Source organism: Arthrobacter bambusae (genome assembly GCF_022606295.1).
Lineage (GTDB): Bacteria > Actinomycetota > Actinomycetes > Actinomycetales > Micrococcaceae > Arthrobacter > Arthrobacter bambusae_A.
The window spans coordinates 53,827-66,219 of sequence record NZ_JAHHZS010000007.1 but is presented as its reverse complement, the minus strand read 5'-3'; the positions used below and the strand labels follow the sequence as shown (position 1 = coordinate 66,219).

11 protein-coding genes are annotated in these 12,393 nt (G+C 66.5%); 4 read left to right on the top strand and 7 right to left on the bottom strand.

All coding sequences use genetic code 11. The features are described from left to right. Window position 1: 1 nt before the first annotated feature. Both mgrA and KNN17_RS06770 read left to right on the top strand, forming a co-directional pair. Window positions 2-1,045: an L-glyceraldehyde 3-phosphate reductase gene (gene mgrA, locus KNN17_RS06775; RefSeq protein WP_284762511.1), complete on the top strand. Its 1,044-nt coding sequence runs from the start codon at window positions 2-4 to the stop codon at window positions 1,043-1,045. 135 nt (window positions 1,046-1,180) lie between these two features. Then, on the top strand, window positions 1,181-2,404 hold the full coding sequence (locus tag KNN17_RS06770) for an amidohydrolase (RefSeq protein WP_241708033.1): 1,224 nt from the start codon (window positions 1,181-1,183) through the stop codon (window positions 2,402-2,404). Between the two features lie 384 nt (window positions 2,405-2,788). On the opposite strand, the gene KNN17_RS06765 is transcribed toward KNN17_RS06770, so the two are convergent. Continuing rightward, window positions 2,789-4,402, bottom strand: coding sequence for a phospholipase D family protein (locus KNN17_RS06765; RefSeq protein WP_241708032.1), 1,614 nt, complete (start codon window positions 4,400-4,402; stop codon window positions 2,789-2,791). 110 nt (window positions 4,403-4,512) lie between these two features. On the opposite strand from KNN17_RS06765, the gene KNN17_RS06760 reads away from it, so the two are divergent. Next, the gene (locus KNN17_RS06760) at window positions 4,513-5,370 is read left to right on the top strand and encodes a phosphatase PAP2 family protein (protein WP_241708031.1); all 858 of its coding nucleotides are present in this window, start codon (window positions 4,513-4,515) and stop codon (window positions 5,368-5,370) included. A 36-nt stretch (window positions 5,371-5,406) separates the two neighbouring features. Here KNN17_RS06760 and KNN17_RS06755 read toward each other — a convergent pair whose 3' ends face one another. Continuing rightward, on the bottom strand, window positions 5,407-5,598 hold the full coding sequence (locus tag KNN17_RS06755; RefSeq protein ID WP_241708030.1) for a hypothetical protein: 192 nt from the start codon (window positions 5,596-5,598) through the stop codon (window positions 5,407-5,409). 63 nt (window positions 5,599-5,661) lie between these two features. Between KNN17_RS06755 and KNN17_RS22390 the strand changes: the two genes are divergently transcribed. After that, on the top strand, window positions 5,662-5,784 hold the full coding sequence (locus KNN17_RS22390; RefSeq protein ID WP_264637437.1) for a hypothetical protein: 123 nt from the start codon (window positions 5,662-5,664) through the stop codon (window positions 5,782-5,784). Here the strand turns inward: KNN17_RS22390 and KNN17_RS06750 are convergent. From KNN17_RS06750 to KNN17_RS06730, 5 genes are all read right to left on the bottom strand, one after another. After that, the gene (locus tag KNN17_RS06750) at window positions 5,781-6,758 is read right to left on the bottom strand and encodes an NAD-dependent epimerase/dehydratase family protein (RefSeq protein ID WP_241708029.1); all 978 of its coding nucleotides are present in this window, start codon (window positions 6,756-6,758) and stop codon (window positions 5,781-5,783) included. The two genes, KNN17_RS22390 and KNN17_RS06750, sit on opposite strands and share 4 nt — an antisense overlap. Next, window positions 6,755-9,451, bottom strand: coding sequence for an alpha/beta fold hydrolase (locus KNN17_RS06745; RefSeq protein ID WP_241708028.1), 2,697 nt, complete (start codon window positions 9,449-9,451; stop codon window positions 6,755-6,757). The genes KNN17_RS06750 and KNN17_RS06745 overlap by 4 nt, the downstream gene beginning before the upstream one ends. After that, entirely contained in the window at window positions 9,445-10,497 is a 1,053-nt protein-coding gene (locus tag KNN17_RS06740) for a 3-oxoacyl-ACP synthase III (protein ID WP_241708135.1), read from the bottom strand. Before KNN17_RS06740 ends, KNN17_RS06745 begins: the two co-directional genes overlap by 7 nt. 85 nt (window positions 10,498-10,582) lie before the next feature. Next, complete coding sequence (locus KNN17_RS06735; RefSeq protein ID WP_241708027.1) at window positions 10,583-11,875, bottom strand: MFS transporter; 1,293 nt, start codon at window positions 11,873-11,875, stop codon at window positions 10,583-10,585. After that, window positions 11,872-12,330: a MarR family winged helix-turn-helix transcriptional regulator gene (locus tag KNN17_RS06730; RefSeq protein ID WP_241708026.1), complete on the bottom strand. Its 459-nt coding sequence runs from the start codon at window positions 12,328-12,330 to the stop codon at window positions 11,872-11,874. Before KNN17_RS06730 ends, KNN17_RS06735 begins: the two co-directional genes overlap by 4 nt. Window positions 12,331-12,393: the final 63 nt, after the last annotated feature.

Below are 12,393 nucleotides of genomic sequence, written 5' to 3'. Positions count from 1 at the left end.
CGTGTCGTACCAACCTTCCGAGAACCGATACCCATCAGCCGGACAGACTGCCATGCCCTATCGCAGGATCGGCCGCAGCGGATTGCGCCTGCCGGCCGTATCGTTGGGGCTTTGGCACAACTTCGGAGACGAAAAGCCCTTCGAAACGCAGCGGGCGATCCTGCGCCGTGCCTTCGATCTCGGGATAACCCACTTCGACCTCGCCAACAACTACGGAACGCCGGACGGTTCGGCCGAAACCAACTTCGGGCGGCACGTGAAAGAAGACTTCGCTCCCTTCCGGGATGAATTGATCATCTCCACGAAAGCCGGCTACCGCATGTGGCCCGGACCGTACGGGGATGGCGGTTCCCGCAAGTACCTGCTCTCAAGCCTGGATCAGTCGCTCAAACGGATGGGGCTGGAATACGTCGATATCTTCTACAGCCACCGATTCGATCCCGACACCCCGCTCGAGGAAACCATGGCTGCGCTGGACACCGCAGTGCGATCGGGACGTGCCCTCTATGCGGGTATTTCCAGCTACTCGGCGGAATACACTGTCAAAGCCGCCAGAATCCTCCGGGAACTCGGTACTCCCATGGTGATCCACCAGCCGAACTACAACATTGTTGACCGCTGGATCGAAAAGGGCGAACCAAGCCTTTTGGACGTCCTGGAAGACGAAGGCGCGGGGACAATCGCGTTCGCACCCCTTGCAGGGGGCCTGCTCACTGAGCGGTACACGCAAGGCATCCCCCAGGATTCCCGCGCAGCCACGGGGTTCTTTTCCGAAACGTCGTTCACCCAGCAGAAAAAGAAGCTCGTCCACGACCTCGCCGGCATCGCCGCCGGGCGCGGCCAGACGCTTGCACAGATGGCCATTGCCTGGGTATTGCGCGAGCAGCACAAGGGCGCGACTGTGGCGTCTGCCTTGGTCGGTGCCTCGAGCGTGAAGCAGCTGGAGGACAACGTGGGCGCCGTGGCCACGCTTGATTTCCAGGCAGAGGAATTGGCGGCCATCGACTCCCTCCTCACAGGAGACAGGGTCCCCGCTCACAGCTGACGGACGCCTCGCGACCCGGCAGAAACCTGTGGGGCCGAAGAGCACTCCCCTGCTTCGGTTTCCGGGTCTATGCTGGGTTTCCTGGTTGCGCCGCCTCGCCCAGGCGCTCCGAACTTCTACCGGGAGCGATGATCCATGAACAGCTGCGAAACAGTCCTGGCAGGCCTTGAAGCAGAATTAGGCTGGATCCGGGACACGTACATCGATCTTCATAGGCACCCCGAGCTGAGCCTTGAGGAGCAGGGGACTTCAAAGCTCGTCGAGGGCAAACTCGCGGCATTCGGCTATGACGTAACCCGCGTCGGGGGCACCGGCGTCGTCGGAATCCTTGCAAACGGGGACGGCCCAACAGTGCTTGCCCGCGCGGACACGGACGCGTTGCCCGTCGCCGAGGCGACCGGGCTGCCTTATGCCTCGGCCGTGGACGGGGTCATGCACGCGTGCGGGCACGACCTTCACGTCGCCGCACTGCTCGGCGCGGCCAAGCTCATGGCGGACGCCCGCACAGCCTGGTCCGGGACGTACATCGCGCTGTTCCAACCCGGGGAGGAGATCGGAGCCGGATCCCAAGCAATGCTCGACGACGGACTCGTCGCCAAAGTGCCGCGGCCCGACGTCGCCTTCGCCCAGCATGTGATGCCGCTCCCGGCGGGGATGGTCGCCACCACGGCCGGGCCTGTCCTCTCCGCCGCCGATTCGCTCAGGATCACCGTGTACGGGAAGGGCGCGCACGGCTCGATGCCGCATATGTCCGTTGACCCCGTGGTGCTGGCTTCCTCTATCGTGCTACGGCTGCAGTCCATCGTCTCGCGGGAGACCAAGCCGGGCGATTTCGCGGTTGTCACGGTGGGGGCGCTCAACGCCGGAGCGACGGCGAACATCATCCCCGACCGCGCCACCCTCCTGCTCAACATCCGCACGTACGATACCCAGGTCCGCGCGTCCGTGCTCGCGGCCATCGAGCGGATAGTCAAGGGCGAGTGCTCCGCCGCCGGATCGCCGCACGACCCCGATTTCGAGTACTACGACCAGTTCCCGCTCACCAGCAATGACCCTGCGGTAACGGAGAAGGTCCGGGCCGCATTCCTGGACCGCTTCGGGGCGGACTCCGTGCGCCAGGCCATACCGCAGACAGCGTCGGAGGACTTCAGCCGCATTCCCGACGCATTCGGCGTGCCATACACGTTCTGGCTCCTGGGCGGCGTGGACCCCGGAAGCTACCGGGCCGCCGTCGAACGCGGGACAGTGGCCCGGGACATACCGGCCAACCACTCGCCGCTCTTCGCACCGGTGATCGACCCGACCCTGTCCCTAGGCGTCCAAACCCAGGTGGCTGCAGCGCTGTCGTATCTGGCTTAGGAGTACCACTGCCACTCGGGAGGGGCCCAGCCCGCCGGAACCTGATGGCTGTCCTTCGTACCGCACCGTGCGCAGCTGTAGCTTGCCGACGGGGGCCGCAATCCGCTGCCATCGACGGCGTAGACCGCCGGAACATACTCATGGAATGTCAGGGGAAACCCCGGGCCGCACCGCCCGCATGCCGGCACCCTGGGGGGCGCGGCGGGGACACAGGCACGATGAGCGGCCATTCGATGTACAGCACGAGCAAGCGGCATGGTTCTCCCTCACCTCATCCAGCGGGTAGTGGGTCAAACCTTATGCCAGGATTCGCCGAAGGGCCATGGGCACGTCGAAAGAGATGGTTCGCAATCAGTTATGGTGTGGCGCTGTGGTGCTTCCTTGCTAGAACCGGGTAGTGCCGCGCAGCCGGCGGGGACGGCCGTCCGGGTCCACGACGAAGCGGCTGAGCGGATCCGCCCACAGACGTTGGAGGGACGGCACGGGTTCCGGGGTGTGGTGCCGCACGTTTCCGGTGGGGCGGGGCGAGCGGCGCCCGGATTCATGCCAGTGGTCCAGAATGTCGGCGGCGGCGTTCCATAGCTTGAGCCCGGCCGCCGGGTCGTGGAGCACGGGATCGTCCTGGTCCAAGCCCAGGTGTTCGGCCCAGAGCTGGCGCCGGAGCCCGCTGGCCAACGGGCGGGAAGCGTCGCGGCCGTTATCGGATCGAGGCAGTTCCCCCTCGTCGGTAGTCGTGTCGACTACGGCACAGGTGAGCTCGCTGTCAGTGGTCCAGGAACGGCGGTTGAAATTGTCTGAACCGCAGGTGAACCAGATGTCGTCGATGATGCAGATCTTGGCGTGGACGTAGATCGGCGTTCCGGAACTGTTCTCCAGGTCGAACACGCCGACCCTGTCTGGTGCCGTCCGACGCAACATCCTGAGGGCGCGAATTTGCCCGATCCGGCTCGCCGGCCCCATCAGCGAACCGTCGGAGTCGGGGTAGCGGGGCACGACGGCGATCACCCTCAGCTCGGGGTTCCGTTCGAGGGCCGCTGCGATTCCGGCCGCCACCTCTGCGGACCACAAATACTGGTCCTCGATGTAGATCAGCGAGCGGGCGCGGGCGAAGGCTTTCGCGTAGCCGCGGGCAATGCTGCGTTCCCCTTCGGGCGCGAACGGGAACGGCGGACGTTTCACCCCGTAGGTGCGCAGGAGCTGGACGGAATGGGGGCCGGCCGCCGGTGGCGGCGGTGCAGCCGCAGGGAGCGGCTCGGGGTGCCGGGGCATGCGGGCCAGGCACTGCAGCAGCATCCGGTACGGGGTGCGCCGGTCCAATGGATGGGGGTCGTTCCACCGTTCAGCGAACACTGCCAGCACATCCGCCACCACGGGTCCACGCAGTTCGAGCGCGGCATCATGCCACGGGGGACGTTTCCCGTACCACGGATCCATGGTCACCGCCTGCGGGTCCCCCGTATGGCCGGCGTCGTCCCGGCGGCTGTGCGAAAGGTCGAGACCGCCAATAAACGCGACGTCCCGCGACGGATCGTCACGACGCCGGATGACGAACATCTTCTGGTGGTGGGAGCCGAACAGGCGCACACGCTGATCCAACAGCACCTCTCCGCCGGCGTCGTTGATCTTGCGACTCAGGAGTTCGTTGGATCGCCCGCTCATCGGGGCCGATACCCGTTCTCCGTGGGATCTCCAGACAAGGCCCCGCACTTCCACCCCGGAGCGGGCCAGCCCGGCCAGCAAGTCACCGATCGTCGGCCCGTCTTCCAGAAGCCGCTCGTCCGCGTCGCCGCGCCAGTCGGTGAACCACACGCGGTCTCCCGCCCGCAAGGCAGTCAGCTCTTCATGCAATCGGGCAAAGTAGCTCGATCCGTGAATCAAGGGCCGCACGAGGTTGCCGTCGGACCACGATGGAGAACCCGCACCGCCTGAGTGCACCTCCGTGGCCAGATTCCCCCGCTCAGCGCGGCTCAGGAACCAGCTACCAGCGTCGTTGTCCACTCAGTGCTCCTTCCGGGGGCCCGGAGGCCAATCCTCGAATGTCCCGTCTGCAAACAGCATAGAAGGTAACCTTACTGATCAAGTCCATGCGCATTGGAAGGCGGAAGACGATGGGTGTTCACCCCGAAGGCACGTCGGACAACGAGTCAGCCGGAGGCACGGGCGAACTCACTGACGACCGGTTCGTCGGTGACGCCGACCTTGCCCGGTGGAAGACCCCTGCCGGCAGGTGGCTTGCCTCCCGCGCGCAACGCGTCAGCGCCCGGCTCGGCCCCTATGGCGTGCTGATCCTGATCCTGGCTGCCGGAGCCGTGGTCGCATCACTGCTGGCCTTCACGACAGGCCTTGTATATGAGGCGGTAACAGAAGCAGATGGCGTCGCCGCCCTGGACCACCCGGTCCTTGAAGCAGCGATGACCCTGCGCAGCCCCGCACTGGACGCGGCAGCCACTGCATACACCGATCTGGGTGGAGGAATCGGGATGCCGATCCTTGCGGTGATCGCGACGGCCGTTCTGGTTCTGCGGCGCCGTTCCTGGACCCCCGCGATCCTCATCGTGACAGCCGCGGCCGGTTCCCTGCTCATGACAGTCGCCGGCAAGCAGCTCATCGGCCGGGCCCGGCCGCCGCTCAGTGACGCTGTGCCGCCCTACGAGTATTCGCCGTCGTTTCCCAGCGGGCATTCGCTCAACTCGTTCGTGATCGCCGGAATTGTCGCCTATCTGATCATCCTGCGCTGCCGCTCCCGCCGGGCCCGCGCCTGGACGGTGACCGGGGCTGCCCTCTTCGCCCTGACCATTGGGCTGAGCCGCGTGTTCCTGGGTCATCACTGGCTCACGGATGTCCTGGCGGCGTGGACCCTTGGCGCCGCCTGGCTGGTCCTGGTCATCACCGCGCATCGCCTTTACCTCACCGCCCGAAAGACTGAGAAGCAGGGCCATTCCCTGGGCGGGACCGCAGGCGGTTGAAAGCCGGACCCGCTGCGGCCGGGCGACAGGAACACATCATGGGTGCTGTTGGTCCTTCATGGCAGGGTCCGCCTCGTCGAGGGCGGTGATCATCCGTTCCAGGCGGGCCACGCCGGCAAAGCCGCCGGCGTTGTCCGTGACCAGCAGCGGACTGAACCGGGTGTCCTGGGTCCGGGTCATGGAACGCGCCAGCGCCTCGCTGAGCGGTGTGTCGAGATTGACCTTCATTCCCGGAGTGGCGCCGGATCGCAGAAGCTCGCGCTCAACCCGGGCCAGGCCAAGACTGTTGTGATGCAGACTCAGGGCGGCTGGTACGACCTCAAGCTCACCGCTGCGGCGGATCCGAAGCTCCTTCGGATCCTGGCAGGACGGCTCGACGACGGCCGGGCGCTCACGTCCGACCCCCGGCTTTAGCCCCCGGCGCCCCGATAGTGCTCGGCCAGCCGTGCCAGTCCCTCATCAAGGGAGACCGCGGGCGTCCAGTCGAGGAGTTCCCGGGTCTCGCGCTGGTCGAACCAGTGGGCGGTGGAGAGCTGCTCGGCGAGGAATCTGGTCATCGGCGGCTCTTCTTGGCGCCCTGTCCAGGTCCAGAGCCTTTCCACCACGGCTCCCGCCGCCCGCGCCACAGCACCCGGCACGGTCCACGACGGCACGGCGACGCCCCCTGCTGCGCATATGCCTGCGAGCAGTTCGCCGACCGGGCGCGGCTCGCCGTTGCTCACGACGACGGATCGGCCATGGACATGTTCCATGCGGTGCAGCGCGGCGACGATGGCCGAGGCGGCGTTGTCCACGTAGGTGGTGTCGATGAGGGCCGCACCGGCGTCGAGCAGCGGGAGGCGGTTGCGGCTGGCCCGGGCCAGGACCCGTTCCACGAGCTGGGTGTCGCCGGGGCCCCAAACGATATGGGGGCGCACCGCGGCGACCCGGAAGTCCGGAGCGTCCGCTGCTAGCGCCAGCAACTCAGCTTCGGCCTTGGTGCGGGAGTAGTTGCCGTGCGCATGCTGCGGATCGGCTGGCTCCGCCCCCAGCCCGACGATCGAGGTGCCGGAGTTGGCCACCGACGGGGAGGAGACGAAGACTACGTCCCGTACCCCGGCCGCGCGGGCGGAATGGAGCACCTTGCGGGTCCCCTCGACATTCACCTCGTCGAACTCCGCTGCACGGCCCGTGAAGGATACTTTCGCGGCCAGGTGGATGATTCCCTCCGAGCCTTCGACTGCTCTCCGGAGTGCCGCAGCGTCCGTCAGGGAACCGCGGAAGTCCGTCGCGCCGTCGACTCCTGAGGGACGGCGCTGAAACGTGGCCACGACGTGGCCTTGGCGGACCAGTAGCCGGGCAACTTCCCGTCCGAGCAGCCCGCTCGCGCCGGTGACGAGGACCCTCACGGCTCTCCAGGCCGGCCGCCGGCCAACACCCGTGAAGCCCAGCGGGACAGCCGGGTCCTGTCGATCTTGGCGTTGTGTCGGATATCGGTGGGCTGCGCGGGGACCGCGAGCACAGCGGAGACCATGACGCCAGCCTCAAGGGCTGCCTCGCGGACACGTGCGGCGAGCGCCGGCGCAGCAAGGCCGGCTTTGCGGGAGGGAGGGACAGTCTCGACGACGGCGACGACGGCCTGGGTCCCCGCCGGTCCGACGCCGGTGATGGCGGCCAGCCGGACGCAGTTGAGGCTTTCGATCGCCCGTTCGGCACCCACGGGCGTCACCACCGCCCCGGGCGCCGTCACGACATGGGCGAGACGTCCTTCCACCCAGAGCCGTCCGGCGTCGTCGAAGTGGCCCACGTCGCCGGTGCGGTGCCATCCGGGCGGGCTGATGCTCCCCCGCTGGGTCAACCACAGCCTGTCGTAGGCTTCCTTGACGTGTGCGGCGCTGACGAGGATTTCCCCGGTCACGCCAGCTTCCGTCACTGCATGGGATCCAGGTGCGGTCCCATCCGCAGCCAGTGGGACGACGGCCACTCTGGCGCCATGCACGGGCTTCCCGACGCACACGCCGTTGCCTGCTCCCGCAACCGTACCGGCGGCGGCTTCGGCGTCGGCGGCCTGGATTTGTTCGAGGCTGATATCGGTGACAGGCAGCGCCTCGGTCATCCCGTACGGGGTATGCAGCGAAGCCCGGGGCAGCAGCTGCTGCACCTGCGCCAAGAGCCGTTCCGGGACGGGCGCGCCGGCAGAGAGAAGCAACCCGACACCTTCCAGGGCTGGATGCCCTGCCCCGCTCACGTCATCCCGGGTGGCAAGGACGTTGCGCAGCGCAGCCGGAGAAGCGAAGACGACGGTAGCGTCGATGGCCGCTGCTGCGTCCGCCAGCGCGCGGGCCGTCAAGGTGCGGGGCGCAGTAACGTCCATGTCTGGCGTCACCGAAACAGCTCCGAGCGCGGGCCCCAGCAGGGCGAACGGGGCGAAACCCGCCACGAGCCGGGCACCGGGACCGATCCCGAAAGTTTCGGCCAGCGTATCGCGCATCGCGGCCAGCTGCCTGTGCGTATAGAGCACGCCTTTCGCCGGACCGGTGGAGCCTGAGGTGAAGAGCACGGCGGCCGGCGCATCCGGGTCCACAATGTGCACGGGCAACCCTGAACCATGCTTGGCACCGAGCCCGGCCAGGGCGGTGAGAGAGGTTTCGACACCCAGGATCCGGCGGCGGGCAGCCGGTAGGTCCCGGACGCTGATCCGCCGTCCCGGCCAGCCGAGCACCGAGGCGGCTGCCAGCGCTTTGTCGATTCCGATGAGGAAATCGGCGGTGGCGCCCTTCAGCGCCCGGCTCAGGCCTCTGGTTCCCAATCCGGCGTCGGCCACGACCACTACCGCGCCGATCCGCAAGCACGCGTAGAGGGCTACGGTCAGGTCCACTCCGGGCGGAACCATCAGGCTCACCCTGCTGCCGTTCCCTACCCCGGCTTCCCGCAACCCCGACGCAAGGTCAAGGATGTTCCGGTCCAGCTGCTGCCAGCTGAGGGAACGGCCGACGCTGCCGTCCGGAGCCATTTCCGCAACGGCGATATCTTCATTCGCCGGTCCCGTCGCGAGCTCGCCGAGCGATTCCCAAAGCGCCCGGAAACCCGCCTGCGAGCGCTCGGCCGCACCGTTCCGCCCGTGACCGCCGCTCGTTGGCTCTTCGACTGTGTCAGGCTGGCTTGCACTCACACCCCCGTGCTCGGCAAGCCACTGGAAGACAGGTGTGGCAATGTCCCGGTCTTCCGCCACGAGGTGTCCCGCGCCTTCGAAGCGGTGCACGTCGGCGTGCGGAAGCCGCGTGATGAGGTCTTTGAGGTACCGGTCGGAAAAGATGGGATCCCGGGGGCCCCAGAGCATCAGGGCCGGGACCTTCAGCCCGCGCAACCCTTCCGCGACGCATGTGAGCGCAGGGAAGCTCGGATGGGAAGCATCCGCGGGAATATCCGCCACAAAGTTCCCTACCCCGGCCCGGCGGGAGGCTCCGCGGTAGGGGGCCATGTAGGCGTCTCGAATGTCGGCGGGCAGCGGCGGGTTCGCCAGCGAGTGTGTCACCCGCAGAAAGGCGTCCGACGTCGTCGTGCCCCACCGGTGAACGAGCGGGTGCAAGGCAAGCCGGAGGGCTGGCGGGATTGCCGAATCGGAGGGGTGATGCACGGCGGTGTTGGTCAGCACCACGCCCTTGACCTGCCGCGGGTGCGCCAGTGCCCAGCCCAGGCTGATGACGCCGCCCCAGTCGTGACCCACCGTCACCACCGGGCCGTCCAGGTCCAGTGCGTCCGTGAGGTCGCCCAGGTCGTTGATCCGGTCCGCCAGGCGCCGGAAGGTGCCGCTGCGCTCGGAGTAGCCCATGTCCAGTTGGTCTACCGCCACAACCCGCCACGGATGGGCCGCGTCCGATCCGGCGGCCAGCAGGGTCCGCCACAGATAAGACCATGTGGGGTTGCCGTGCACGCACAGCAGGGTGCCGGCGGGAGCCAGGCCGCGGCGGGAGAGCTGGGCGCCGTTGTCCAACACGTGCCAGCGGCGCACGGTGCCTGGCGCATCGACGGCGGAAGTGGACGGGACGCCGATTGTCCGGGACCACTCCGGATCGACCCCGGGCCAGAGGGTGGCTACCAAACGATTTCCACCATTCCCGCGTTCAGCCCTGAACCAACACCCATGCACAACACACGGTCTCCGGAGCTCAGCGACTGCGCCTCGGCTGCCAGGGTCATCGGGAGCGAGGCCGGGCCAACGTTGCCCCAGTGCGGGAACGTGATCGGAACCTTGTCCGCGTCCAGATCAATGGCATTGATGATCGCTTGGGTGTAGGCATTGCTGACTTGATGCGTGACGTAGCGGTCCATGGCGGCCCAGTCCCACTCCGGCTGGGCTTCCTGCCAGGCGTCGACGACCAGCTGGAGGCCGCCATCGAGCAGCCCTTTCGTGTCGGTGGTCATTCCGTCGATGCCTCCCACGCACAATTCGTGGTGTTCCGTGCCGGCACGCATCACGCCGCCAATAAGCCGATGCGCCCCGGGGTGCTCGTCCGCGGGGCCCAAGACTGCTGCGGCAGCTCCGGAACCGAGCGTGAGGGTGGCGAACTCCCGGCCGAAGTCTTCACGGGTGGTCTCAGGCCGCTGCAATCGGGCCAGTGTGGCTTCCTGGGTCACCTGGGCGTCCTCGCCGTTGACGATGACCGCGTACTTGATCTGTCCGGAGTCGATCATGTTGGCCGCCAGGATCAAGGCGTTCACGAATCCAAGGCAGGCGTTGGCCAGGTCGAAGTTCATGGCCGACGACGGCAGGCCGAGTTCGTGGTGGATCTTCACCGCCACGGATGGTTCGAGATTGCGCCGCGTGACCGAAGTATTGATCAGCAGGCCGATTTCGGACGCTTCGACGCCGGCCTCTGCCAAGGCCTTCGCGCCGGCTTCGACCGCTGCGTCATCGAATGATGTCCCGGCGGCCCACCAGCGGCGGTGCGTGATGCCGGCCACGCGCTCAAGCAGCCGCGGCGGGAACTTCAACCGCTGCAGCGTTGAAGCCAACCTGCGGTCGAAATCCGTGGAACTCACGATCCTCGGAGCCTCGATACAGCTCACCGAGAGGAGCGCGGTGTTACTGTGCCTGAAGGTTGCATTCCCTGCCAAGTCAAGCCCCTGTTCGTATCCGTGCTGCATCCATGCGGTGACTGTACCCATAAGTGCAAGCCCAAGAGCTTAACTATGCCCGTCCAACCGCGGATCCCGCGCATTTTGTGTGGAATTACGCAGCTTCCTTGGTTTCGGCGTCGTGAATATTTCGATCCCGGTGAGCCATTCGCACGAAGACGGTCCGGACTTGGCTGCGAAAGGTCAGGTCGTTTTTCCGGCTGACCACGATCACTGCGCAGAAGGCGGTCAACAGCACAACAGTACCGGCGACTGCCACCGCCCACCGCGGACCGAATTCAGTGCCGATCCACCCCATGAGTGGGGCGCCCAAGGCAGTCCCACCCTGCATGACAGCCATGTACAGCGCCAGCACGCGCCCCCGGAATTGTGGTTCCGCCGAGAGCTGGATACTCGTATTGCAACTGTTCAGGAAGGTCATGGATCCGATGCCGACCGGAATCAGCGACGCTGCGTAGAGCCAGAATGACGGAGAGATACTCCCGATGAGGGTGAAGATGCCCATGGTGATGGCCCCGAGCAGCAAAAAACGCATCCGCGGACCGGACCTCCTGGCCGCCATGAGCGCCCCGGCCAGCGTCCCCACCGCCATGATGGAACCCAGAAGGCCGAATTCCCCGGGCCCCATGCCGAACGCCGTCGTGGACATGAGCGCATTGGTAACGGGAAAATTCATGCCGAATGCCCCCAGGATCCCGACCATGACAAGAATGAGCACCAGGTCCGGGCGTCGGCTCACGTAGCCAAGGCCCTCCACCACCGGATGCTTCCCGTTGCCTGCCGGTGCCGAGGGGAACAGCGCGGAAGGCTGAATGCGCCACAATGACACGAGGACGGCGGCGAAACTGGCCGCGTTGAGCAGGAAGACGGGTCCCGTGCCGATCCAGGCGATCAGGACCCCGGCGATGGCCGGTCCAGTGAGCCGGGCGGTGTTGAAGGAAGCAGAGTTCAGTGCCACGGCATTTGCAACATGCTCTTGCCCCACGAGTTCGGAAACGAAGGCCTGGCGAGCCGGCCCGTCAATGGCGCTGGCCACTCCAAGGCAAAGGGCGGCCACATACAGTTGCCACAACTGCGCCGAGCCGGTCAGGACCAGAAGCCCGACAAGCAATCCACAAAGGCCCATGGCCGACTGTGTCCACCGCAAGATCCTCAGTTTGCGGTATCGGTCTGCAATCACGCCCCCGTAGGGACCAAGCAACAGCATGGGCAGGAACTGCAGCCCCGTGGTAATACCCACGGCTGTGCCGGAATGATTGGTCAGGACCGTCAGCACGAGCCAATCCTGCGCGACCCGCTGCATCCACGTGCCGATGTTGGACACCATGGCTCCCGAGGCCCATAACCGGTAGTTGCGGTTTTCCAATGCCCGGAACATCGCGCTCATCGTGCGCTCAACTCCTGCAGGATGTGCGCCGCGCGGCTGAGCGTCAGGCGCTCTTCCTCACTGAGTCCGGCAACCCGATGAGCCAGCCACGCCGTCCGCTGGCTCCGGGCCTCGTCCAGGACTTCCTCACCGGCCGGAGTGATTCCCACCTGGACCTGGCGGCCGTCCACCGGATCCGCTGACCGCGACGCAAATCCCTTTTCGGTCAGCGAATTCACGATCCGGGTCATCGACGGCGCCTGAACATGTTCCCGCTCGGCCAGTTGCCGAAGGGTCTGGGAGCCGCTCCGAAGGTGCGCCAAGACGGTGTACTGGCCCGGCGTGAGGACATCGCCGCTCGCCTCGATCCGCAGCCGCCGGGACGTGCGCATCACGGCAGTCCGCAGATCGATCGCAAGCACGTCCGGTTGGATGTCATCCGTCGGGTGCGGGGAATCTTTGTTGGTGTCAGTCATGGTGCCTCCAGGGGTGGCCGCCAGCCACGGTTAGCGACGCTAATTAGCAATGCTAACTATATT

What these genes read in the sequence shown, in the direction of transcription:
- KNN17_RS06770 (WP_241708033.1), top strand. Translation starts at nt 1,181, where the DNA reads ATGAACAGCTGCGAAACAGTCCTGGCAGGCCTTGAAGCAGAATTAGGC.
- KNN17_RS06760 (WP_241708031.1), top strand. Translation starts at nt 4,513, where the DNA reads ATGGGTGTTCACCCCGAAGGCACGTCGGACAACGAGTCAGCCGGAGGC.
- KNN17_RS06755 (WP_241708030.1), bottom strand. Translation starts at nt 5,598, where the DNA reads ATGAAGGTCAATCTCGACACACCGCTCAGCGAGGCGCTGGCGCGTTCC.
- KNN17_RS22390 (WP_264637437.1), top strand. Translation starts at nt 5,662, where the DNA reads ATGCAGACTCAGGGCGGCTGGTACGACCTCAAGCTCACCGCTGCGGCG.
- KNN17_RS06740 (WP_241708135.1), bottom strand. Translation starts at nt 10,497, where the DNA reads ATGCAGCACGGATACGAACAGGGGCTTGACTTGGCAGGGAATGCAACC.
- KNN17_RS06735 (WP_241708027.1), bottom strand. Translation starts at nt 11,875, where the DNA reads ATGAGCGCGATGTTCCGGGCATTGGAAAACCGCAACTACCGGTTATGG.
- KNN17_RS06730 (WP_241708026.1), bottom strand. Translation starts at nt 12,330, where the DNA reads ATGACTGACACCAACAAAGATTCCCCGCACCCGACGGATGACATCCAA.